Genomic DNA, 23,279 nt, shown 5'->3' with positions numbered 1-23,279 from the left:
TAGTATCCATCGTAACTTACTGCTCCTTTGTGTGAGCTTAAGTTAAAGAGAGCCTTTTCAAATTTGACGGCAAAGCTTCAAGAGCTTAATTTTAAAGTTAAATTCCGCCGCTTGAAATTTTAAAGCGACGGAATTTTGTTAAATTTCAGCTCGCGCGGGTGGCTGTGCTGCGCGCGACTTGCACTACCGCAAGCAAACGCGCGCTGCTCATATACAAACCTCGCGCTCTAAATTCCTCAAATTTAGACTATTTTTTCACTTTGATCACGTATGGCACCGATTTGATCACGCCTTTGGAAAAGAGCGTCTTGGTGTCCGCGTATACGGCGTCAAGCTCGGCTTTTGAGACGTCCGCATCGCTTACCTGCGCGTCCTTGTTATAGTATTTCTCGATCACGTCGATCGCGCCCTTTTGATCGCTCGGCGAGAGGGCTTTTAGCTGCTTTAAAACCAGCGCCGATTTGATAAACGCGCTCTTGCCGTGCACCGGCGCAAAGATTAATTTTACGTTGCTGTTGCGAAGATGCTTTGTGATCCTCTTCATCTCCTCGGCGCAATACGGGCACTCCGGATCGCCCACGATGTAGGTCACGTAGGGATTGTTTTTATCAAACGACTCGATATAGGCAAATCTCGCGGGATCTATGCTCTTTAGCAGCTCAAGCGCGGCGGCGTCCCTGGCGTCTTTTAAAATTTGAGTTCTCATCTTAAACAGCGCCGTATCCGCTCCGTCCGCAAGCTTAGGCTCCTCTGTTACTGCCACTAGGCTTTTGCCGTCGTCGCTAGCCAAAAACGCCTCGTTTTTATCGCCCGAGCGGACGATCAGCAAATTTAGCCCGTTTAGCGAGTTTAGCTTATCGATCGAGATGAGCTGAGCGTTTTTATCATTTAGACTTTGCTTTAGGTTTTTTACGAACTCCGCTTCGTTCGCATTCGCGCCAAGCACAAAAGCCGCACATGTAGCCAAAACGTAGATGATTTTTTTCATAGCTTCCCTCCCCTTAAAATTTCGCCAATTATATCAATTTAAAATAAAATTTGTTATAATCGCGCCTCATTAATTTAAGGAGAAATTTATGGCTTATTCAATGGGCGATCTAAAAAAAGGTCTAAAAATCGAGGTGGACGGAATTCCGTTTAAAATCATAGAATACCAACACGTAAAACCGGGCAAAGGACCTGCTTTCGTGCGCGTTAAAATAAAATCTTTTATAGATGGCAAGGTGCTTGAAAAGACCTTCCACGCCGGCGATAAATGCGAGGCGCCGAATCTCGAGGAAAAAGAGATGCAGTATCTCTACGACGACGGCGAGGCGTGTCAGTTCATGGATACTGATAGTTACGAACAGATCGCGATTAGCGACGAGGACGTGGGCGAGGCGAAAAAATGGATGCTAGATGGTATGATGGTAAATATAATGTTTTACAACGGCAAAGCGATCGGCGTGGATGTACCGCAGGTGGTGGAGCTTAAGATTGTAGAGACCGCGCCAAATTTCCGCGGCGATACGCAGGGCAGCAATAAAAAGCCCGCCACGCTCGAAACCGGCGCCGTGGTACAGATACCATTTCACGTACTCGAAGGCGAGGTCATCCGCGTTGACACCGTCCGCGGCGAGTATATCGAGCGCGCAAATAAATAATCCCCCCTGTTTTTGCGAAATTTTGATTTCGCAAAAATTCCTCTTTCTTTTAAAATTTATAAACTCAGATCGATAAATTTAAACCGCGATCTTCGCATAAATTTTGATTAAAATAGCTTTTCAAATTTGCCAAAATGTGAGATAATTTAGTATAAGCTTTACGCAACGCTGATTTTTGCAAAATTTAAAATAGCTTTACGATTAAATTTACGGATATGAAATTTGAGTATAAAAAACGCCCGAAGCAAATCTTACGACCCGCTTTCGGGCTTTGAGCTAGGCTGCAACTTTAATTAGATTTAAAATTTCACCTTCACTTGGAAAACGAGGCTTAGCAAAATCTTTATTAAAGAAAAGCTTTCTGCCGTCAACTTCTACTAGAAAGTCTCCGCTACCACCAGGGACCAACTCGACAACCGCATCCTTATAGACGCTTGTTATTTCATCTCTCACACGGAGAGCTTGCGGTCTATAAGATCAAGAATTACAATAAGTAATTACAACCTTCATCTTTATTCCTTTCTAAAAAAGTGCCACATTGTAGCCAAACTAGCTTAAATTTTAATATAAAGGCTCAATTTAGCGCATCTCAGCATTTAAAATTTACGAGCGAAATTTCGCAGTTTGCAAAGCCCTAAATTTCGCTGCCGCGGGCTTAAGGCTAGTCCTTAAATTTTAAAATTTCATCGTAGCAGAGATAAAAATCGCAGCCCTGCGCATGGAATTTCTTATCGCCGTGAAAGTGCCCGAAATACCACCGCTTAGGCCTTACGAGCTCAAAGATCATCTCTAAATACTCAGACATTTTATCGGGGGTACTTTTGCCGCACCAGAGGTACTCTTTTAAAAATTTCATCGCAAACCTCGGCGCCGTGTGGCTCAGCACCGCATCGATCCGCCCGCTGGAGGCGATGAAATCGCGCGCATTTTGCATCGCGCAACTAAACTCCTCCTCGCTCGGAATCTCGCGCGCCCACCAGCTAAGCCCAGGTATCCGATGCGCCTTATCGACGCTAAGCGCGCCGCCGAAGCATAAAAAGTGCCGCCCCGCGATCTCGTAAATTTCGCCGCGCCGCAGCCAAAATATGTTTTCGCCGCCCACGCTCACGGTGCCGCCGAATTTCCGCTCGCGCGGCAGCTCGTCCAACATATCGAAATTTTCATGGTTGCCGTCTATGAAAAAAAGCGTGGCGGGGAAATATCTTTCTATATTTTTGCGCGCCATAAACTCATCTATCCGCTCGCTCCAAAACAGCCCAAAATCTCCGAGCACGATGACGAAATCATCGGCGCTAAGCCCGCTAGTAAAGGCTTTGTTCGTTATTTTATCGATCTCGTTTATGCCGTGCGTATCGCCGCAAAGATATATCATCTGCTTCCTTTTTTGCTTCTCTTTAAATTTAGTTCGCAGCGCTTTGTCGCAATTCGTGCAAATGGAATTTTAAGTGCTAAATTTTACGCAGCGCACTCGTTGCAAAATATAACTAGCGTTCCGATCCGCAACCACGCAAATTTAATCCAAATTAAAAGCGTAAATTTAGGCGACGTGTTTTAAAAGCACAGGCATCAAGCCTATCGACGCGTAAATTTAAAGCCGCAGCTTCCGATTTAAATTTCGCGGCGCAGATCTAAGCGGCGAAATCCGGGCGAGCATAGCTTTGATTGCTGCCGTCAAATTTTAAATTTAGCGACGGACTTTGTAAATTTTATAGCGAACCACGTAAATTTAGCGGCGGATTGTGCAATTTTCACAAAGAGCTTTGTAAATTTTCACAACGGACTTTATAAATTCCACGGCGAGCCACCTAAATTTAAAGATTAAATTTAAAGCCTGCCGCGCAATTTCGTAGCCAGCGCTGCGCCGATTTTTTCGTAGCCCTCTTTTTGCAAATGGATTTCGTCGGGGCGAATAAGCCCGCGCTCGCGCCAGCCGCGCCAGCCGCCATCCTCATCCATAAGACCGGCTATGTCGTAAAACATCGCCCCTTCGTCTCGCGCTAGATGCGCTAGCACCTCCGCAGCGCGTGAGGCGTTTGGCACTTTAGGGCTTCGCGGCGGTGCTACGAGCAGGATTTTTGCACCGGGAGCCGCAGAGCGGACGGAGCGAAGCAGCCCACGGACGCTTTGGTAGAATTTTTGCTCGTCAAATTTCGGATCCATCGCGTCGTTTGTGCCATAAGCGATAACTACGAGATTGTATCTAAGTCCCGAAAAATCCCTACCAAAGGCATCTGCACCCCATTTTTCGTAGAGGTTGCTAAACGCGCCATTACTCGCGCAAGAGTCTGCAAAGCGCGCGTTTTTGCGGTAAATTTTATATCCTCCAAGCTCTGCTCCATCACGCAGCGATCGAATTTCGATCGGAAATCTAAGTCGCAGCTTAGAATACTCCCATTTCTGCGGCACTTCTTGTGAAATATACGCGCTTAGCCCGCTTGCATCGCGTACGCGAAAAATCTCACCGCCCTGATCCGATTTATGCAAAATTTCGACGTAAAAATCGCCGCTAAGCTGCTTTAGCTCCAGCCGCACATTAGCGCCCTTTTTGCCGGTAGCGATCACTCCGCATAGCGGGAAATCGGGGTCTTGCTCGGTGCGGGATGAGATTACATTAAAGCCGCTTTGCTTAAATTCTATATTTTCGCTTTTGTGATATTTAGGCATCATTGCAGGCACGAAGCCGACGCTGTTTTGCACGAAAAAGCCGTGTCTGAAAGCATCTATCAGCGCATCGCTTCCTAAATGCGAATCACCAAAAAATTTCACTCCAAAGCCCGCAGAGCTTTTTGCATTTGCGGAATTTATGCCGCGAACGCCTGCGTTTGCCGCGCATCCGCTTAATAATGCGGCAAATAAAATCACTATAAATTTACTCAACTTCAATCCTTGATAAAATTTCTTTCGCTACCGCTTCGCAACCCTCTTTGCTCATATGAATGCCGTCGTCTTGGCGCACGCGCACGAGCTTGGAGCCGCTTTGCAGATAGGTTTTATAGACGCCTTTTTCGCACACCAGCGGGGTTGTTTGCATAAAATACCCGCCAAGCGCCATACTAGCGTCGGCATATATTTGATTTAGCAGCTGCGTTTTCTCCTCAAAATCCGGCTTTTGCATACACGGCATCGCTAGCCACAGCACTCCCGCGCCGTGCGAGTGCGCCGTATCGTAGATCTCGCGCACCCTTGAGGCGTAAAACTCCCGCCAGCGCGGCGTTTTGATGCCATAAGTTTTACCCCCTGCGCGGTACTCCCACACATCGTTAGCTCCTAGAAGCACGACTACGAGCTTAACGCCGCCATTCTCTCTAAGCGCAGTATCGAGCGTCTTTTGCCAGTCGAAAGATTTCTTGCTCGCAAGCCCCGTAGATTGCTTGCTAAGATCGATCACCCTTAGGCTTCGCTTCGGGAAAAATTTCTTAGCGTTCATCCCAACGTATTGCATCAGACTATCGCCCATAAAAAGTACCTCATCGCCTGCGTTTAGGCGGATTTTGCCATCGTCGCTAAGCGAAATTTTAGCATCAACCTCCACGGAGCCTTGCGTCGTTAAATTCTGCTCCAAGACCTGCGTAGCAGGAAGTTGAGAATCGGAATTTTCGCCGCTTTGCAAGGTTGCGCTTGCCGTAACGGAGTTTTGTGACGCAGAGGAGCTGCGCGACACAGAGCTTGTTGTAGCCAGGCTTTGTGATATAGAATTTGACGAAGTAGAATTTTGAGGGATGGAATTTTGTGCGTAAGGCTCCTGCGCAGAATCGCGCGTTTTTAAATGATGCATAGAATTATTTAAAGCTGAATTCTTCGCGGCATGGGCTTGCGGCTTGCTATCTTGCGGTTTAACGCTTTGCGAAGTATCGTGATCTCGCGCCCTCGTGCTTTGCAAAGCTTGATTTTCCGCCATACGATCTTGCGCAGGTTTTTTAAAATTTTTGCTTCCGCTATGCGGACTTGCGTCCTCATCCTTGCTAATATCCTCGCCTTTGATACGCTGCTCTAGCTTATCTACGCCATTTGCAATCTTTTCGTAGATCTCTCCGCCTACGCGAAACGGCGAGCGGCGCAGCCATTCTTCTAGCCCAAAGTCATCGTGAAATCGCTGCTCCAAATAATAAAGCAGCGAGCCTTGCATAAAAAATGCTGAGAAAAGCAGCGCAAAAAGCAGAGTTGAAACAAACCTAAGCATCTAAAATCCTGCGTAGATGAAATTTGGAATTCCGCTTGGCATCAGCGCGAAAATCAGCGTGAAAATCACGCCGAGCGCGAGAGCTTTAGGCAAAAACGGCAGCTCGGCAAAAAGCGCGATCAAAGTATCTCTAAGAGCTGAAATTTTAGGATAAACAAAAATCCCCGCTAAAATCACCGCAAGCACCGCTAGCTCGCTAATATCTCCGAAAACTCGCGCGCGGGTAAAAGCGCTCAAAATCGCCGCCGCATCTGGAAGGGAATTGGCGAAAAAAATCCAAGCGAAACTTACAAAAATATAGGTGCAAAAAAGCGCCAAATGTGGATTTAGCGGCTTTACGCCCACTTTGGCAAGACATTTTAAAAATACAAGCGCCGCTCCGTGCAAAAGCCCCCAAATCAAAAAATTTAATCCCGCACCGTGCCAAATGCCCGAGAGCGCAAACGCGATTAGCAAATTTACGCAGGTGCGCGTAAAACCCCTGCGTGAGCCGCCAAGTGGGATATAAATATAATCGCGTATAAATGTGGATAAGCTGATATGCCAGCGATCCCAAAACTCGCCTAAATTCTTAGCCGCATAGGGCATATTAAAATTCTGTGGCAGCTTAAAGCCCATCGCAAGTCCAAGCGCCCGCGCCATATCGATAAAGCCGCTAAAATTCGTATAAAGAACCACGCCATAAAGTAGCAGTGCGGCTAGAATTTGCGCCGCGGAGGACTCAGGCTCATCGCCGTAAACGCCCGAAATCACATCGCTATAATACGCGCCCAAATAGCCGCTAATAAGCAACATCTTAACTAAGGCAAAAATTATAAGCACATAAATTTCATCGGCATTGCCAAAGTGCTTGAAGCGATCAAACTGCGGCAGTACTGGCTCTACGCCCTTGGCAGCGCTAGCGCGCCCGATAGGACCCATCACGACGCTGGGGAAAAACGCTAAAAAGCACGCCAAGCTCAAAAAGCCCTGCTCGCCGCATTCGCGCCTATAAACCGAGACGAAATAGGTGATCGACATAAAAACATAATATGAAATTCCAAGCGGAAACGCCACACTATCGACGGCACCTAGGTGCAGCGCAGCAAGCGCGGCATTGAAAAACTCCCTGACGTAGCCATAATATTTAAAAAACGCGAGAAAAAATAAGCCGCCAGCAACCGCCGCAAGCATCACTGCGCGTGCCTTCGCAGTGGGTAGCGAAATCTGCTTCGCTAACCCCGCTTTTTGCACCTGCTTTGCTATGCCAGCTTGTTTTGTTGCGCTCATCTGCTTGGCTACCGCTTTACGCGAGAGCTTTTTCTTGCGCGAGGACTGCTTTGCGGGCGGTATAGCTTTTGCGACTACGCGATTGGCGCGCGCGATACACACTCCTGCAAAATATACGAAAGCACTATAGACTGCAAGCACCAGCGCAAAGCGTGGATTTATGGAGCACATAAAGCCGTAGCTTGCCAGCAGGATCAGAATTTTTTGCGCGAAAATATGATTTTTGAACGTCCAATAAACGATTAAAAACGCTAAAAAAGCAAGGACAAACTCGGGCGAAAAAAATGTCATTCAATCTTTCCAATTTAAATTTTTAAAGCTCTTGCGGCTTTTAAACGCTCGCAGCGCGAAATTTATACGAAGCGAAAAAGCCAAAAACTTTTTTTTAATCACTTGCAGCGCGAGATATTATGCGCAGGCACGGCATTACATCGCTAAACGCGCTAATAAATTTAGCGTCCAAATCCTTAGATTCACGGACAGCTTGCATGCAAGCCCTTGCCGCGTGAGCGAAATTTCGCCGCAAGGGCAAAATTTAAAACGCAAATGAGGGCTCGACGCACGAATAAAATTTTTAAACGCGCTGAGCGGTTTGTCAGCAATTCTTATGAAACCCCACAAACGCAATCTCGCAGGTTCTACCCGCAGGATTTCAAAATAAGTGCCTTGGAATCATGCCATATAAATTAGACGCGCGTAGCGCCGCTAAAATCTTACGAAATAAGATGAGCCACACTTCATCATAACTATGAGGGCTGAAATTCTACAAAGCAAAATTTTAAAAGCCAAAAAATTTTGCAGCGATAATAAAATTCCGCCCGTTAAAATCTATCGCGCAAAATTACTAAGCAAAATCTCACTTTAAAGCGTGTTAGAAACCATTTAAAAGCTGTGCCTTATGAGCCAAAATCATAGCTTTTAATTTTTACTGCAAATTGCAGACCTGCGCCGCCATAAAGCCCCTTTTAAAATTTTGTATCAACGCAAACACACCTTACGCTAGCCTCGCTCTTTCTTGCAAAAAACACAAGTTAAAATCAACGAGTTTCGCATCGTAAATTTTGGCTCTAACTCGAATTTAATGCGGCGTAAATTCAGGCTCACCAGGCGAAATTAGTCGTAAATCTCAATACGGCTACATAGATTTTATTTTGAGCTGAAATTTAACCTAGCAGAGCTGGACCTCGCTTCGTAACCCAGCTATTCTAACGAGATAATGTAAATTTTAATTTGCAATTTAAAATTTCTAGCGCAAAGATACCGGCTTTGTCTCGCGTTTTGAAATTCTAATCTAGCGGCGCGAATAGTTCATAAAACGCCGCGTAAAATTGCAAATTTCAGCGTTTTTTATTCGGCTGGCGAGGTTTGTGTGCGCAAGAACTGATTTGCGAAAATTTTAAAATTTTATCGCTTGCCCCAACCTGCCTTCAGGGCAATCGCGATAAAATTTACGCTCCGCGTTTCAAGCAAGCGAGCAGTTGCGATGAAATTCTAAGCTATCAGTCGAGATGAAATTTTACGCCGCATTTTAAAAAAATCCCGAACTTGCCTAACTGCGAAATCCGTAAATCTTGCGCGAAATTTCATATTGCTGCATTACTTAGCGGCTATCAAATATGCTTGCCAAGCAGACGCGTAGAAATCTCGCACCGCCCTTTAATGCTCGTTCGAAGTAAAATTTCGCGCAGCTGTTTTAGCGGTCCATAGTCGAAATAAACGCTTCACATAATTCTATCGCAAAATGGCTGCCGGGTGGAATTTTGCCCGGCAGCAAAGTCTTTTATGCGCTAGATTTATGCTTCTGCGCGGATGATCCTAACCGCTTCGACCATATTTTTTAGGCTCGGGCGGACCTCCTCCCATTTACGGGTTTTTAGACCGCAGTCCGGATTGATCCACAGCTGCTCTTTAGGAAGCACCTCAAGTAGCGCGCGGATCTGGCTTACGAGCTCCTGCACACTAGGAATTCGCGGGCTATGGATGTCGTAAACGCCCGGACCGACCTCTTGCTTATAGCCGACCGATTTGAAAACTCGAAGCAGCTCGTTGCCACTGCGAGCGGTCTCGATGCTGATGACGTCGGCATCCATCGCCTCTATCGTTTTGATTATGTCGTTAAACTCCGAATAGCACATATGCGTATGAATCTGCGTGTGAGCACTTGCGGCGCTGACAGCGAGCTTAAAAGCACTAACGGCGAATTTTTCATACGCAGGGATGTTTTCGGATCTAAGTGGATAGCCCTCTTTAAACGCAGCTTCGTCCACCTGAACGATCTTGATACCCGCGTCTTGCAGATCCGAAATTTCATCAAAAATCGCAAGTGCGAGCTGCTTTACTATTTGCTCGCGAGGCTTATCATCGCGCACGAAGCTCCAGTTCATCATCGTTACCGGGCCGGTTAGCATACCTTTCATGATCTTTTTAGTGCAGCTTTGAGCGTATTTGATCCACTCTACGGTCATCGGTTTTGGGCGGCTAACGTCGCCGAAAAGTAGTGGCGGTTTCACGCAGCGGCTGCCGTAGCTCTGCACCCAGCCGTTGGCACTAAACGCGTATCCGCTCATCTGCTCGCCGAAATACTCAACCATATCGTTGCGCTCAGGCTCGCCGTGAACCAGCACGTCTAGGCCGATCTCATCTTGAAATTTGACGCAGTCGTCGATATAGGCTTTGATCTGCTTCTCATAATCCTCGCGCGCTAAAAGCCCCTTTTTATAAGCGTTGCGAACCTGGCGAAGCTCCGCAGTTTGCGGAAAAGAGCCGATCGTAGTGGTAGGCAAAATTCCATACCCGAGCTCTTTTTTCTGCACCTTAATGCGATCCTCGTAGCGATCGGCGCGCTCGAATTTATTTAAATTTGCAGCGCGGCTTTGCACTCGCTCGTCATGGATGAGCGGCGAGCTAGCGCGAGTTTTGGCGGATTTTTGATTCTGCTCGTGAGCTTTCATGCCGTGCTCGCACATCGGAATTTCAAAGAAAAGATGGGTCAAAATCGAAATTTCGCTTAGCTTTTCGACCGCGAAACTTAGCCAGGATTTGATCTCAGCGCTTAGCTTGTCCTCGTATTTTAGCGTAAAAGGCACGTGCAAAAGCGAGCAAGAGGTACCCACGTAGATGCGCTCTTTAGGCACGTAGGCCTCGATAGCTTTGAGCTGAGCTAGCTTTTTATCAATATCGCTCTTCCAGATATTGCGCCCGTCGATCACGCCCGCAAAAAGCACGGTCTTGGCGTCTTTTAAAGTCTCAAGCTCTTTTTTGATATTCTCTTTGCTTGCGTAAACAAAATCAAGCCCGATCGCCCAAACATCGGTCTTTACTATCTCGCGCACGGCCTCGGTCGCATGCTCAAAATAGGTCATAAAGATGATTTTTACGTTGCTTGAAGCCTTGCTTAGGCGCTGATAAACAGGCTCGATCTTTGACGCTAGCTCAGCCGCGCGATCCGTTACGAAAATCGGCTCGTCGATCTGAACTACGACCTCGCTATCAAGCTCGCTAAGAAGTTTTAGCAGCTCCTCGTATTTTGCGGCAAGGGTATCTAAATGCGCGAGCGGATCGCTTTTGTCGCTTGATTTGCTAAGCGCAAGATAGGTGATAGGTCCGATTAAATTTATCTTTAGCGAGCAGGAATCCTTAAAATCGTTATTCTTCGCGGCCTTGTACTCGCTTAAAATTTTACTAGGATTTAGGCTAAATTCCGTATACGCCGAGATCTCGGGCACGATATAGTGGTAGTTTGTGTTAAACCACTTCGTCATCTCCATCGCGACTGCGTCTTTGCTGCCGCGCGCCATCGCAAAATACTGCTCATGCGCCGAAAGAGCCGCAAAGCGCTGCGGGATCACGCCGAAAAGCACGCTGGTATCGAGCATCAGATCGTAGTATGAAAAGTCGTTCACGCTAATTAGGCCGCTCCAAGCATCCAGCTGATATTTGATGTGACGATCTTTTAGCTCTGCGGCGACCCGCTCTAGCGCGTCATAATCGCACTTGCCCGCCCAATAGCTCTCCAAAGCCTTCTTTAACTCGCGCTGCTCTCCGATACGCGGAAAGCCCGTAACGTAACTCTTCATCTCTATCCTTTCAGTAAAATTTTGGTATGAAAGTGTTGATTTTATCTAAAATTTCTTTTGCCGTCATTAAAATTTTAATCTAATCTCGAAAATGAACGAAATTTTATCCAAAAGCGCAGGGGTGGAATTTCGCCGATAAAATCTGAAATGGAATTTTTATCGACGGAATTCTATAAATTAAAATTTTAGGATTGAATTTAAAGGCGTTAAATTCATCATAATTTAAGCCTCATCGCAAGATTCTACTAAAACTTAGTAAAGGCCTTGCGACGAGAAGCTAGCCTTACCTGACACGCCGCAAAGCCACTGAGCATCAAGGCTCTATGAAAGCAGTGCAATGCCTCAAATATGAAAATTCTTAGAATTTATAATTATATCCTGCGTAAACGCCGTATTTTTTACCGTCGTTATCTTCGATATAATCGCCGTCTTTGTACCACGCCTTGCTTGCTTTAAAGCCCATTTCAATCTCGCTATTAGAGCCAAACTCATACGCGGTACCTATCTTGCCGCCCAAAATGAAGCCACCCAGCGTATCGTCCGCTCTAACCCAGCCGCCATTGCTATAGTCTATTTTAACTTCAGTATCTAGCACCGAAAGCCCAGCGTAAGCGCCTAGGACGAGCTTAAATCTACCGAAAAGCTCCGGCGTAAAATCCGTACCGGCTACGAAATCGTGCGTGCTCCATTTAACCTTTCTCTTCGAATTGGCATTCGAGCTGGAATCCTCGCCCTTAAATCCGTAAAAATACCCGCCGTAAGCTCTAAACGTGCCGAAGTCATATCCGGCCTTAACGCCGATTTGCGGTTGTCCGTCATCGAAACCCGCAGCTTGGTTTTTGAAATTGTATCCGCCCTCACCGCCTATGAAAAGCCCCTCCGCCATCGCGCTTACTGCAGCTAAAGAGCTAAGAAGCGCCACTTTTGCAACTAAATTTCTCATCTTTACTCCTTTTGGTGAAATTTCATCTCAATGATAGCGACACACTTCGAAACCTAGGCTAAATTTAAAGTAAATACATAACATTTACGATTTTTAGTGACAAAATTTTGAAGTATTTTTATAACTTATTTATAACCAGTATAAATTCTAAATCTAAGCATATAGCTTGCATTATAAATTTTATCGCTTAGTAACATACGCTTTGTAAAAGCACAATGCAATAAAAATTTACGCAATATTCCTCTGGATATAAATTTATCTTAATAACTTGTAAATCCGCGCATAATTACTTAAATAAACCGGCTCAAACAGATCTTTATCATAGTTTTCCAGCACAAAAAGTTGGATAAAGGTTGATTCAAAGACCTTTTTATCTAAGATTAAAATTCTTTGGTAATCCGGTAAAAATATCACGTAAAGATTGGAATTTTTATCTATCTGCTTAGATAATTTTATGAGTTTGCCGTTTACTTCGCCCACTTGATAATATGAATTAATAGGCATTCTTTTACCGTCATAGATTAGGTATTCAGGATCGACGCTAGGCAGCGTGCATTCATCATTTATTATGATGCTCTCTCCATCTTTACCCATTCTAATATCATAACCCACATGAATAAATGGCGTCCAAGACTCTTTACCTGTTTCTATATCTACAGTAGAAAATTTTAAAATATTGGGCAATATATCTATCATGTGCGGTACAAAATAATAATATATATCCCTAGTTTTCTGTGGAAGCTTGAAATTCTTATCGCTTAAAGAACTTAAGAATTTATTGATATCGGCTTCGCCATAATCTTTTTGAATTTGATATAGATTTAGTTTAAATTTATCTTCCAGTTTAGGATCAAATTTTTTACCTTGCAACTTTTGTATATATTCGACATTAAGCCTTGCCATATTAGCAGAGCTTACCTCATCTTTATTAAAGGAAAACGCACTCATAAAAGTGTATTCTCCCGCCTGTCTACCTCCAGGATCAGCTACTACTTTTACATCTGAGTAATATCTGATTAAATATCCGTAATCCCACCACGATAGCACATAATCCTCTCTGTTAGCTTTATTTTTTAGCTCTGCAAGAGGCGTTATGGAGTCTTTCGTAAGCGTAGGCGCAACTCGGAATTTATAAATAAAATCTATGCTAGGCATTAGCGCTAAACAGGTTAAAATAGCCAACAAAGTACTTCTAAGCCAGGTACGTATTTCAAAGTAATTCAGCACAAAATATATAAAACAAGCAAATCCAAGCGCTATAATCGGCGTAGCATACATTGTGAAGCGAGTTCCACCGAAAAGTGCTAAAACTCCAAGCGCTATCATCGGTAAGATTAAGATAAACGAACGGAATTTTATCAGCAGTAGAGCCAGCCCTCCTACGGCGCATATAAATATAAATAGATGCCCACTAGATTCAAGCACAAATTTCATGAAATTAGCGTTTTCTACCTCATTAACCGTACTTCTAACGCCATAGAAGTAGAAAATTTCCTCTTTGCTTACATCTTTTAAGATGTAAGCTTTAAGCTGTACTGCTATAGGCACAAGTCCGCCGAATATGATAAACATAATTACGACGATCACACCCAAGATCCAAAGAGCCTTTTGACTTTTATGACTTGGAATTTTAATCATTAAAAAATATAGCAATGCAATCAGTGAGGTTTTGAACAATAAAATATAATTTACAATTATTGTCTCGCCTTCGTAATACGCGCCAAAATTTATAACTGCAACGACCATAAGAATAATCGCTTTGTAATTTTCCTCATTGTGTCTATTAAAAATCAAAGTATAGATTAAAAATATCACTATAATCGCCATATTTAAAGAATACGAGCTAGGATACCACCAATCATAAATCACCGTAAAAACGGCAGGTAAAGCAAAGCTACTCTGCTCGCTTCGCCCTATGAGCCTAATCAAAGCCCATAGCGTTAGCAGCGGCAGAGTAACATTTAACATATCGCTATCAAAATACCCGCCTAAAGTCCTCATATAATATCCCGGCAATATGGTGGCAAGCAGCGCCGCGATGATGCCGGCGCCCAGGATCTTATACTCTCTTGCTATTAAAATAATCGGTACGGCCACTAGCGGCGCCAAAAACACGCTCATATAAATCGTAATGCTATTTAGGCTGACTGGTAAAATTTTACTAAGCAAAAATGCCAGAGTTGGGATCGACGCGCCGTACGGGCTAAGATCGCCCGGCTGGTGAAAGCCCGCTATCATATCGCGCGCACCCTCGGCGTTTGCAAAGGCGTCATTTGTAGTCATGATGAGCTCGCCGTCAAAAGAAAACTGCTCAATCCCGCTAGCCCAATATATCCAAAAAAACCTGCACGCCACGCCGAATATATAAACCAGCGTCATGATCAGAAAAATATCCATGCGGGAGCATTCGCCGTTTGTAATTCTAAATTTTTGCATCTTTTTCCTTGATTTACCATTTGAAGTACCGAGCGGCAGGGTTAAAATTTGCCTCTACAAATTTTACTCGCTTTATCACGCCCGCGTTACGTCTTTAACGGCATTGTTTAATTTGCGTTTATTATAGCAGAATTTATCGATATTAAAGCGAAATTTTAAAAACAACCCAAGTCAAGCCGTTTAGAATTTAAATTTGTGATATGCAATTTTGGCGACCATCAAAAAATACGATATGTAAAGATAGAGATTAAGATGTAAACTAAATATCCAATATAAGGCAGATACAAAACAACACCAAGCCAATAAACATGCGTATATCTAGCATATTATAAATTCCATCTTCTGGGTGCGGAATGAACAAATATAGGACAATAAACATAACGAACGCTTTTAAAAAAATATATAATAACGTTTTATTCATAGGCATATATTTAGCGATTTATGCTAGGGCTTGATAGCAGAAACAACCGGTCGTTGCAAGAAGCTTGCGCCGAGCCGGTGGATTTTTGTGGTTTAGACGAAATTCTCGTCTAATACGCGTCGCACATAAATTTACAGACGGTTTTCGTGCGCAGATTAAGCATAATCGAGCTTAGGCACCTGCCGTCCTTGTTGCCGCTTAGCAGGCGCACGGCGTCGCCCTCTTTCCACTGCGTGCTGTCGCCCTCGATCGTCCTGTAATGCGCGCCGTTAATAACAAGCGACTCGCCGCCCTTTAGCGTTTTATCGATCTTTAGATCGCTTGCGATCTGGCTTAGATCGCCTTTTAGGGCATTTGCGATTAGTTTTTCCTCGGCCTGCTCATGCGTCTTCATCGAGCTTTTAGCAAAGTCCGGCACCTGCACAGTTTCGGTCTGAGCCGAAGCAAACACGGCGAGCACGCAAGCAGCGTAAATTAGTTTCATATTTTCTCCTCGGTTTTTTCAAAATTTCGGCGATTATAGCAAAGTTTACTTAAAAATTTCGGTCTAAATTTAGCTAGAGTTTAAATTTAAGAAACCGCCCGTCTGTTTAAAACAGAGCTGAACTCGATGGCAAATTATAAAATTTCGCCGTAATTTAAAATTTACTTATTAAAATACGCCGCGAGCGCGCTTAGCCAAACAAAGGGCTATTATCCAAGACATCACTCGCGGCGTACCCGCAGAAAACGCCGCAAGCATCGCAGAGGAGAGGATGCTGCTGCCGTATTGCAACGAGCCGATGAGCGCAGCGGCCGAGCCTTTCATCTCCTGCGGCACGCTATCAAGAGTGCGGCATTGGAGCAAGAGGCGACGATATAATAATACTAAAGACGATTATGTTTCTATAGAGTAAGTATTTAATAATATTTTTCAAATATATTTAATTAACCATAAATTTGCCTGTATATAAATATTACAAAATATATGTGACAAAAAAAGGATATTTAAGATATAATAACCATACAAACATCAATATTCTAGAAATTTAAAGTAAAAATGAGATAGAGGACGATGCAAATAAAAAGTAAAATAGAAGACAAATTTATTGATTTTTTAAGGAAAGAAAGCGCTATTTGCATGGTATTAAACGGCAAATGGGGAGTTGGAAAAACATATTTTTGGCAAAAATTTGCGGAAAGAAATTCAAAAAAGTTAAATAAAAAATTTGCATACATTTCTCTATTCGGTAAGGATGATATTAAACAAATAAAACAAGAAATTATATTGCAGGCCTATCGAATAAGTCGGACGATATCTGAAATTTCAAAGAATGCTAAAAAATTAAGATTTGATAAAATTTTAGATGAAGTTACGCCGTAATTGGGTTCGGCCATTATTGAATGCTTATCGTTTTTTGAAAAGAAAGATTTCGAAAATATCGTAATTTGTTTTGATGATTTTGAAAGATTATCAAATAAATTAAGTTTAAAAGACATATTCGGATTAATATCAGAAATTAAAGAACAGAAAAACTGCCATATTGTTATGATTTTTAATGCTGGTGAATTAATTTTAGACAACAATACAAAAAAATAAAAAGATAAAATCATAGATTACGAATTTGAATATAATCCCTCTATAGAAGATTCATATAAAATTTTGCATGAAGAGCTTAAATTTTTTAAAAGCTATCCACTCGAATATTTTAAAAAACACAATATAAACAATATTAGGATTATGAAACGAGTAGTAACTGCGCTAAATGATTTTGGTTTTTTAGAAAAAGATTTAAAGGATTTTAAATACACCGAGCAAATTTTAGTAAAAGACATTATGGAAATAGCTACTATAAATGCTTTGAAATTAAATATAGATTTTAAAGAGCTTGATAAATATTCTTTTAAGTACTTTACTAATAATCTTAAAGATAACGAGAAAAATAAAGAATTTGACGAGGTTATAGAATATGCTCAAATAAATTACCTTGAGCCAAGTGATATAAGAGAGGAAATCATAGGCTATATAACAAAATCCATAACAGATGACGAAAAGATTAGAGATATTGTTAATATCATAAAATTTAAAGAAGATAAGCTTAAGAAATTGGATGGATATATGTATAGATTGCAATACGACTTTAAATTGGATGATGGAAAATATTGCAATAAAATAAGAGATTTTCTTGCTGACAATATTGATATGGTATATGTTTTAGGGGTGAGTAACTTTATTTTTTATATAGAGTTTATCAAAGAACAAAATCCGACACAAGCTGATGAATACCATAATTTTGCCATTAATATATTGAAGGGCATATTGGAAAATAATAGTTACAATACCATTTTGCCGTATAATCCTGATATAGATAAAATTTTAGAATTTGACCCTGTATTAATAGAGTATGATGATAATTTGAGAGATATGTCTAATCAAACAAAAGTTAGCTCAAAAGAAGGAATTCTAAATATTTTAAACAATAGAAACGAATATGAGTTCAAAATACTTGAAAAGGTTGACGATAAAATATTAAAAGACTTTATCTTATCTGACCGTGAATTCTGTTTTGGTATTGTTAGTTTTTTAAATAGCAGTCTTTCTAGATATTCTGGATTTAAAAATTTGGTAAATAAGTTTATTGGAATTTTTGAGAGTATTGGCACCCTTCTTTGTGTTTCTTTACTCACATTTTGTTTTAATCCTCCTATAAATGTCGAGCCACCATCATTCAATGTTATCGTAGTTCGTGTCTGATTTTTTTGTTTTGCACCAGAAGATGCACTATAAGTTGATGTCAATTTAAAATTACTTATTTCCGTATCAAGTTTTAACAATATTTTTTTTATTCCATTTATCTTTTTTATTTCTGGAGTTATTTTAAAAACAATTCCCGCTTCTGAAAATATTGGCTCAATATAATCTTCATTATTTTTAGTTACTTTTTTTTCACCTATAATCACTTCTTCGGTAACTTTTAATTCCCCTTCTTCCTTTTCCATAATCATAAGTGTTGGCATAGCTTCTATTTTTATATCTCCATTTTCTTTTAGCATATTAAAGTCAACTCCCAAAAATTTTCCTCCCGCAGAAAATATCGAGCTAATCGAAATTTCTCCATTTAAAAATTTTGCAACCAAATTATTTTTTCCAGTATTTCCAGAATCTGAATTTATCGACCAGTCAATTCCAAGCCGCTCAAATAAATTTGAACTTGTATCAATTATCGTTCCCTTTATTATAACCTGCTCTTTTGGACTGTCAAAAGACTTTATTATTTTTTTCATTTCTTCAAATTTCTTTTCATCTCCACTAAAAATAATTTTATTCCCCACACCAATAACTTCAAATTTTTCAAATCCATTTAATGCTTCTGAAATTTCTTTTGCATCTCTATATTCAAACTCAATTTCTCCCGTCTTATTTTTTATCTCATCTTTTTTCTGATTTTCAATTTTTGAACTTTCTATTTTTGTAACTTCTTTTTTATTATTTTCCATTTTTGGAGTTTGTTTTGTCTGTTTAGATGTATTATTTTCAGGAGTTTTTACTTGCTTTTGTTGTGTGTTGTTATTTATACTATTATTTTCAATCTTTTTATTTTCCTTCGGCACTTTATAAATAAATATTTTTTTCATATTTTGTGCATCGTTTTTATTCACATAATCCGTAACTTTCGCTGAAAAAGTATTACTAAAAAAAATAATGGCATATAAAATAAAATTTAATTTCCTCATTTTTCCCCCTTTTACTTTTACAATTTTTTCTCAATAAAACCTATCGAAATTTTAAATTCATCACTTGTGAGCTCAATAAACAATCTTGAAGTATCAATATATCTTTTACTTTTATTAATTAAATACAAAAACTTCCCAAAATCATTTAAACTTCCAAAAGTTGTAAAATGAATATATTTTAATTTATATCCATTTTTCTCCCAGACATTTTCTGATTTTGAAATTTCTTTCACTTTTAAATCACTTTCATGAGCAAAAATATAAATCATCTTTTTAAACTCTGATTCATTTTTTATTGAAAAAAAAGAAAGTCTTCTTGTCAACATCATAATTTTATCGTAATCAGCTATATTCTTTTCTTTTTCAAGTGATTTTTCAGTTTCTATTTCAATAATTTTTTTCTCAAAATTTTTTTTATTCTCCAAAAGTAATTTTTTATTTTCCAAAAGTTCTTTGTGCTCACTATACTTTGAATTTAAGTTTATCGCCAAAAAAACTACAATTAAAGCAATTATCATCATTTTTAAATTTATTTTTCTCATTTTATACTTTTCCCACTTTTCTTAAAATTATTTAATGATATATTCAAACATTGTCGCTTCATCGTTATCTTTTAAATACCCAAGTTCAGAATTGGGATATTTTTTCAAAATACTATTTTCAAATTTTTCAAAATTCTCAAAATTTTTTAACTCGCCAGAAACTGTCCACTTTGAATTTTCATAATTAATTTTTGTATAATCTACCCCTTTTTTACTGTTTTCAACTAAAAATTTTATATATGAATAAAACTCATCTCGCTCAATCGAATTATCAATATCTTTTAATATTTTTAATTCTTTTGTATAATCAGGAATTTCTTCATCTTTCTTTTTCAAATAATTTTTTTCCAAAATTTTCGTCTGAACTTTTATATTTTCATTTTCTTTTTTTAATTTTTCATTATTCATAAAATTACTCAAAAGAAAATATCCAAGAAACAAAAATAAAACTGTCGCCACATCCAAAATTTTTATCTCTTTCAAACTTTTTGCATCAAAAAAATTTTCATTTTCCGCAAAATTTGGATTTTCAAAAAGTTCACTACCTGAAAAAATCATTTTAATTTCTTCTTCCGTATCAGTAAAAACAATCATATCCCCAAAGTCAAATTCACTAATTTCTCCAATATCGGAAAGTCTTAACTCAACTTTTTCCAATTCCGTTATCTTCTCGTCAAAAATTACCATGCGTAAACTATTTTCTTCCCCAATTTGAAAAATTTCAATTTTTTCACTTTTCAAATTTTCATTTTCCAAACTTTCTTTGTCTATAGTTTGTTCAACACCAATATCTTCTATTTGAACAATTTTAATTTCTTCATCTTCTTTTTTATTTTTATTTTCTTTTTGATTTTCAAAAAATAAATTTTCTTCTTTATTTTTTTCTTCTTCATAATTATTTTTGTTTTTTTTCTGATTTTGATTTTGATTCTCACTTTCAAATTCTAGATTTTTATTTTTATAAAAATTATAAATCGCTTGAAAATCAATTTTTATTTCCGAAATTTTCAAAAAATAATTTTTTACTATTTTTTTTAAACTTGAAATTTTATTTTTTTCCAAATAAAGATTCAAATATTCATCATTTACATAATCCAAAATAAATTTTTTACAAACAAATTTATTATTTTTAAAAATTTTTTTCATTTCATAATTTTTATTTTTATCTTTATTTTCTTTTTCATTTTCGTTTTTGTCTTCGTTTCTATTTTTACTTTTATTTTTTTCTTCTTCAAAATTTTGAAAATTTTCAAAATCAAAATATGAAAAATGCAAAATAAAACTAACTTCCACATTTTTTTTAAATTCCGTTTTGTCAAAACTATTTTCTTCCAAAAAATTTTCCAAAACATTTGATAATTCCTGATTTTCATAAAAATATATTTCATTTTCATAAAAAAGATAAATTTTATTTTCGCTTCTTAAATATATCTTCAAACTTTCCAAAAAATTCCTCCTCTATTTTAAAATTTCACCGCTCAAAACACTCATTTCCACAAGTGTTGCATTTTTTCGCTTAAAAGAAATTTTCTCTTTATAAAAAATTTCCGTATCCAAAATTTTTCTTTCAAAAATAACTTCCAAATCACCATAAACTGTATTTTTATCAAGTGGCAAAAAATATTCATTTTCACTACTGTCTTTAATACTTTTTACCACAAAGCCACCAATACTTTGCACATTTTTTGGCAAGAATATCAATTTTTCTGCTCTCAAATCATTTTTTATTTTTTGTAAATTCGTATCGAAATAAAATTCTTCTTTTTCTATTTCGACTTGATTATTTTCAAAAATCACGCCATTTCTTTCAATTCTTTTAGCGTTTTCCAACTCTTTTTCAACAAAAATTTTTTTATTTAATTTTTTTTCTGTATTTTTCAAAAAAATTATATCCGATTTCTGTTTTACAAAAAATATAAAATTTGTCGAAAACACAGTTATCATCGAGAGTGCAATTAACACATAAATAAGACTTGCACCTAAATTTTTTTTTTCATTTTAAAAAATCCCCTTTTATCATATTTTCACAACTCTAATTTCATCTTTTCCAAAATTTTTTATTTTTATGACAAGAATTTCGCCAATTTTTTCAAATTCTAAATTTTCTAAATTTGAAATCACTGTTCTACTTCCAAAACTACTTTTATTTTCCGTATCCGAAATATACATTTTTTTATTTTCAAATTCAATTTTATATAAGATTCCATCTGTTTTATAAACAATTTTATCTTTAAAAATATGAATATTTTTCTTTTCATTTTCATAAAAAAATTCATCTTTATCTCTATTTTTTAAATTTTCCACAATTTTATCCAACGAAAAATACAAATTTTCATAACTTTTCTGATTATTTTTTTTCATTTTCTCAATTATGACAACTCTTTTCAAAAAAATCGAAACTACAAAAACTATGACTGAAAACAAAAATATACTTAGCATAATTTCTAAAAGCAAATAACCTCTTTTTTTATTTTTCACAATTTTTCCTCTTTTCAAATTTATTTAAATTTATTTTAAATTTACGCTATAAAAAATTTGGAAAATAATAATCGTTCATTTTATTTGCAATTATTTTAAAAATATATTCTTTTTCGCCTTTTTCATTCAAATAAAATCCATCTGTTTTTTCAATTTTTATTTGAATTTTATTTTTTGTAAAATCAATATTTTTTAAAATCTGATATTTTTTCTCAATCAAAAATTTATTATAAAAATCATTTGTATCTGCAATTTCATATTTTTCAGAAAAATTATTTATTTCCTCATATTTTTTAGATTTTATAAGCTCAATCATATTTGAAATTTCTATATTCTGAAGATTTACATTATCTATTTTCGTATTCGTCTTTAAAGTTTTTAAAAACAAATTTGACAGCGGAACAATCGCAAGTGTTACAAAAAATATTGAAATTAAACTTTCAACTAAAGTTTCCCCCTTATCTTTTTTCATCTTTTTATTTTTCCCCTTTTCCCCTTTTTCTCTTTTTCTATTTTTCTCTTTTCTCTTTTAACCAAAAAATATTTTAAAATGATTAAAAAAGATGTAACTTGCAATAATAAATGGTGCAAACGGAATATATTCACATTTTTGAAGTTTTTTAAAAAAAAGTAAAAATAATACGACAATTCCTGAAAATATATACAACATTGTATAAAACTTAAAAATATTTTCAACTCCGCTGTACCGAAACAACCCGCCTATTCCCATCATAAGCTTCACATCTCCAAAGCCAATCAAACTTTTTTTAAAATAATCTTCCAAAATATAAAGTGCCAACAACGGCATTAAATAGCCACTCGCTCCCAAATAATAATTTCCCAGATCATTAAATTTGACAGCAGAAAATAATCCTATTAGAACTAAAAACAAAATATCCCTGTCATATATCAGCTTTTTTTTCATATCATTTATAAAAATACTAAAAAATGTAAAATATTTTAAAACCAACAAAATGATTGCCATCATCTCTTTATCTCTTCTCCAGGAAAAGCCTTGCTATTTGCAGCGATCTTAGCATAAATTTCTCCATTCTGATAGATTATTTGACCTTGAATATTCCCAATTTTAAATTTTCCGCTGCTATCCAGCCCAATTCCAAGTTTATTCAAATTTCCTTGCTCCGTCAAAATATCCTGCAAATTTTTCGGTGCATCTCCGCTGTGGTCAATACTCCAAGATGTTGTCGTGTTATTTAACTCGGAAATTGCCCCAATAACTTTACTCCTATTAGCTTTATTCAAATATTTTCCAACTTGCGGTATTGCAATCGCAGAAATTATCGTAATAATTGCCACGACCAATATCACTTCAATAAGCGTAAAGCCTTTTTTTGCTTTTTTGCCAAAGGTTTTTTCACTTTTAAACTTTACAATTCTCCCATTCATTTTTTGTCCTCCTTTTTTTATTTAATATTTTATTAATTATTTATACAATATTTTTTGAATTTTGTCAATATATTTTTATGATTTTACAATTAAAAAAGTGCCAATTTTTAAAAATTGGCACAAAATTTAAGTTTATTCTATTATATAAGCACTTACAATTTCTCCATAAT

The 23,279-nt window shown here is 38.1% G+C and carries 21 protein-coding genes; 2 read left to right on the top strand and 19 right to left on the bottom strand.

From position 1 onward, the window contains the following. Positions 1-247: 247 nt before the first annotated feature. The gene (locus Q0393_RS04530) at positions 248-988 is read right to left on the bottom strand and encodes a hypothetical protein (protein ID WP_298978229.1); all 741 of its coding nucleotides are present in this window, start codon (positions 986-988) and stop codon (positions 248-250) included. A gap of 88 nt (positions 989-1,076) precedes the next feature. On the opposite strand from Q0393_RS04530, the gene efp reads away from it, so the two are divergent. Next, positions 1,077-1,643, top strand: a complete 567-nt coding sequence (gene efp, locus Q0393_RS04525) for an elongation factor P (protein ID WP_005871146.1) — start codon at positions 1,077-1,079, stop codon at positions 1,641-1,643. Positions 1,644-1,919: 276 nt separating this feature from the next. Here efp and Q0393_RS04520 read toward each other — a convergent pair whose 3' ends face one another. From Q0393_RS04520 to Q0393_RS04475, 10 genes are all read right to left on the bottom strand, one after another. Then, entirely contained in the window at positions 1,920-2,153 is a 234-nt protein-coding gene (locus tag Q0393_RS04520; RefSeq protein ID WP_291940039.1) for a SelT/SelW/SelH family (seleno)protein, read from the bottom strand. Between the two features lie 151 nt (positions 2,154-2,304). Next, entirely contained in the window at positions 2,305-3,015 is a 711-nt protein-coding gene (locus Q0393_RS04515; protein ID WP_298978227.1) for a metallophosphoesterase, read from the bottom strand. Positions 3,016-3,467: 452 nt separating this feature from the next. After that, positions 3,468-4,520 (bottom strand): GDSL-type esterase/lipase family protein, encoded by a 1,053-nt coding sequence (locus Q0393_RS04510; RefSeq protein WP_298961329.1) that lies wholly within the window; start codon positions 4,518-4,520, stop codon positions 3,468-3,470. Beyond that, complete coding sequence (locus Q0393_RS04505; RefSeq protein ID WP_298978225.1) at positions 4,513-5,823, bottom strand: DUF459 domain-containing protein; 1,311 nt, start codon at positions 5,821-5,823, stop codon at positions 4,513-4,515. The genes Q0393_RS04510 and Q0393_RS04505 overlap by 8 nt, the downstream gene beginning before the upstream one ends. Next, on the bottom strand, positions 5,824-7,383 hold the full coding sequence (locus Q0393_RS04500) for an MBOAT family O-acyltransferase (protein WP_298978222.1): 1,560 nt from the start codon (positions 7,381-7,383) through the stop codon (positions 5,824-5,826). A gap of 1,502 nt (positions 7,384-8,885) precedes the next feature. Then, a complete protein-coding gene (metE, locus tag Q0393_RS04495) occupies positions 8,886-11,168 on the bottom strand; it encodes a 5-methyltetrahydropteroyltriglutamate--homocysteine S-methyltransferase (RefSeq protein ID WP_298978220.1) in 2,283 nt (760 codons plus the stop codon). Positions 11,169-11,526: 358 nt separating this feature from the next. Then, positions 11,527-12,111, bottom strand: a complete 585-nt coding sequence (locus Q0393_RS04490) for a hypothetical protein (protein ID WP_298978219.1) — start codon at positions 12,109-12,111, stop codon at positions 11,527-11,529. Positions 12,112-12,366: 255 nt separating this feature from the next. Next, positions 12,367-14,547, bottom strand: coding sequence for an STT3 domain-containing protein (locus Q0393_RS04485; protein ID WP_298978218.1), 2,181 nt, complete (start codon positions 14,545-14,547; stop codon positions 12,367-12,369). Between the two features lie 530 nt (positions 14,548-15,077). Beyond that, a complete protein-coding gene (locus Q0393_RS04480; protein WP_297905105.1) occupies positions 15,078-15,452 on the bottom strand; it encodes a hypothetical protein in 375 nt (124 codons plus the stop codon). 168 nt (positions 15,453-15,620) lie between these two features. Beyond that, entirely contained in the window at positions 15,621-15,776 is a 156-nt protein-coding gene (locus tag Q0393_RS04475) for a hypothetical protein (protein WP_298978216.1), read from the bottom strand. Between the two features lie 246 nt (positions 15,777-16,022). Between Q0393_RS04475 and Q0393_RS04470 the strand changes: the two genes are divergently transcribed. Continuing rightward, complete coding sequence (locus Q0393_RS04470) at positions 16,023-16,331, top strand: P-loop NTPase fold protein (protein ID WP_298978214.1); 309 nt, start codon at positions 16,023-16,025, stop codon at positions 16,329-16,331. Between the two features lie 1,049 nt (positions 16,332-17,380). On the opposite strand, the gene Q0393_RS04465 is transcribed toward Q0393_RS04470, so the two are convergent. The 8 genes from Q0393_RS04465 to Q0393_RS04430 form a co-directional block, all read right to left on the bottom strand. Further along, positions 17,381-18,682, bottom strand: coding sequence for a hypothetical protein (locus tag Q0393_RS04465; protein WP_298978213.1), 1,302 nt, complete (start codon positions 18,680-18,682; stop codon positions 17,381-17,383). Positions 18,683-18,699: 17 nt separating this feature from the next. Further along, positions 18,700-19,224: a hypothetical protein gene (locus Q0393_RS04460; protein WP_298978211.1), complete on the bottom strand. Its 525-nt coding sequence runs from the start codon at positions 19,222-19,224 to the stop codon at positions 18,700-18,702. A gap of 27 nt (positions 19,225-19,251) precedes the next feature. After that, entirely contained in the window at positions 19,252-20,670 is a 1,419-nt protein-coding gene (locus Q0393_RS04455) for a hypothetical protein (RefSeq protein WP_298978209.1), read from the bottom strand. Positions 20,671-20,682: 12 nt separating this feature from the next. Beyond that, a complete protein-coding gene (locus Q0393_RS04450; protein ID WP_298978207.1) occupies positions 20,683-21,105 on the bottom strand; it encodes a hypothetical protein in 423 nt (140 codons plus the stop codon). A 135-nt stretch (positions 21,106-21,240) separates the two neighbouring features. Then, a complete protein-coding gene (locus Q0393_RS04445; RefSeq protein ID WP_298978205.1) occupies positions 21,241-21,702 on the bottom strand; it encodes a hypothetical protein in 462 nt (153 codons plus the stop codon). Positions 21,703-21,748: 46 nt separating this feature from the next. Continuing rightward, entirely contained in the window at positions 21,749-22,174 is a 426-nt protein-coding gene (locus tag Q0393_RS04440; protein ID WP_298978203.1) for a hypothetical protein, read from the bottom strand. Positions 22,175-22,231: 57 nt separating this feature from the next. Beyond that, complete coding sequence (locus Q0393_RS04435; RefSeq protein WP_298978201.1) at positions 22,232-22,687, bottom strand: prepilin peptidase; 456 nt, start codon at positions 22,685-22,687, stop codon at positions 22,232-22,234. Further along, the gene (locus tag Q0393_RS04430; protein ID WP_094079099.1) at positions 22,687-23,109 is read right to left on the bottom strand and encodes a type II secretion system protein; all 423 of its coding nucleotides are present in this window, start codon (positions 23,107-23,109) and stop codon (positions 22,687-22,689) included. The genes Q0393_RS04435 and Q0393_RS04430 overlap by 1 nt, the downstream gene beginning before the upstream one ends. Positions 23,110-23,279 lie beyond the last annotated feature (170 nt).

The organism is uncultured Campylobacter sp. (assembly GCF_938015785.1).
In the GTDB taxonomy this organism is placed as follows: domain Bacteria; phylum Campylobacterota; class Campylobacteria; order Campylobacterales; family Campylobacteraceae; genus Campylobacter_B.
This window is presented reverse-complemented; position numbering and strand designations above follow the sequence as displayed.

What these genes read in the sequence shown, in the direction of transcription:
- Q0393_RS04465 (WP_298978213.1), bottom strand. Translation starts at nt 18,682, where the DNA reads ATGAGGAAATTAAATTTTATTTTATATGCCATTATTTTTTTTAGTAAT.
- efp (WP_005871146.1), top strand. Translation starts at nt 1,077, where the DNA reads ATGGCTTATTCAATGGGCGATCTAAAAAAAGGTCTAAAAATCGAGGTG.
- Q0393_RS04440 (WP_298978203.1), bottom strand. Translation starts at nt 22,174, where the DNA reads ATGAAAAAAGATAAGGGGGAAACTTTAGTTGAAAGTTTAATTTCAATA.
- Q0393_RS04490 (WP_298978219.1), bottom strand. Translation starts at nt 12,111, where the DNA reads ATGAGAAATTTAGTTGCAAAAGTGGCGCTTCTTAGCTCTTTAGCTGCA.
- Q0393_RS04500 (WP_298978222.1), bottom strand. Translation starts at nt 7,383, where the DNA reads ATGACATTTTTTTCGCCCGAGTTTGTCCTTGCTTTTTTAGCGTTTTTA.
- Q0393_RS04505 (WP_298978225.1), bottom strand. Translation starts at nt 5,823, where the DNA reads ATGCTTAGGTTTGTTTCAACTCTGCTTTTTGCGCTGCTTTTCTCAGCA.
- Q0393_RS04530 (WP_298978229.1), bottom strand. Translation starts at nt 988, where the DNA reads ATGAAAAAAATCATCTACGTTTTGGCTACATGTGCGGCTTTTGTGCTT.
- Q0393_RS04435 (WP_298978201.1), bottom strand. Translation starts at nt 22,687, where the DNA reads ATGGCAATCATTTTGTTGGTTTTAAAATATTTTACATTTTTTAGTATT.
- Q0393_RS04485 (WP_298978218.1), bottom strand. Translation starts at nt 14,547, where the DNA reads ATGCAAAAATTTAGAATTACAAACGGCGAATGCTCCCGCATGGATATT.
- Q0393_RS04480 (WP_297905105.1), bottom strand. Translation starts at nt 15,452, where the DNA reads ATGAAACTAATTTACGCTGCTTGCGTGCTCGCCGTGTTTGCTTCGGCT.
- Q0393_RS04430 (WP_094079099.1), bottom strand. Translation starts at nt 23,109, where the DNA reads ATGAATGGGAGAATTGTAAAGTTTAAAAGTGAAAAAACCTTTGGCAAA.
- Q0393_RS04470 (WP_298978214.1), top strand. Translation starts at nt 16,023, where the DNA reads ATGCAAATAAAAAGTAAAATAGAAGACAAATTTATTGATTTTTTAAGG.
- Q0393_RS04475 (WP_298978216.1), bottom strand. Translation starts at nt 15,776, where the DNA reads ATGAAAGGCTCGGCCGCTGCGCTCATCGGCTCGTTGCAATACGGCAGC.
- Q0393_RS04460 (WP_298978211.1), bottom strand. Translation starts at nt 19,224, where the DNA reads ATGAGAAAAATAAATTTAAAAATGATGATAATTGCTTTAATTGTAGTT.
- Q0393_RS04515 (WP_298978227.1), bottom strand. Translation starts at nt 3,015, where the DNA reads ATGATATATCTTTGCGGCGATACGCACGGCATAAACGAGATCGATAAA.
- metE (WP_298978220.1), bottom strand. Translation starts at nt 11,168, where the DNA reads ATGAAGAGTTACGTTACGGGCTTTCCGCGTATCGGAGAGCAGCGCGAG.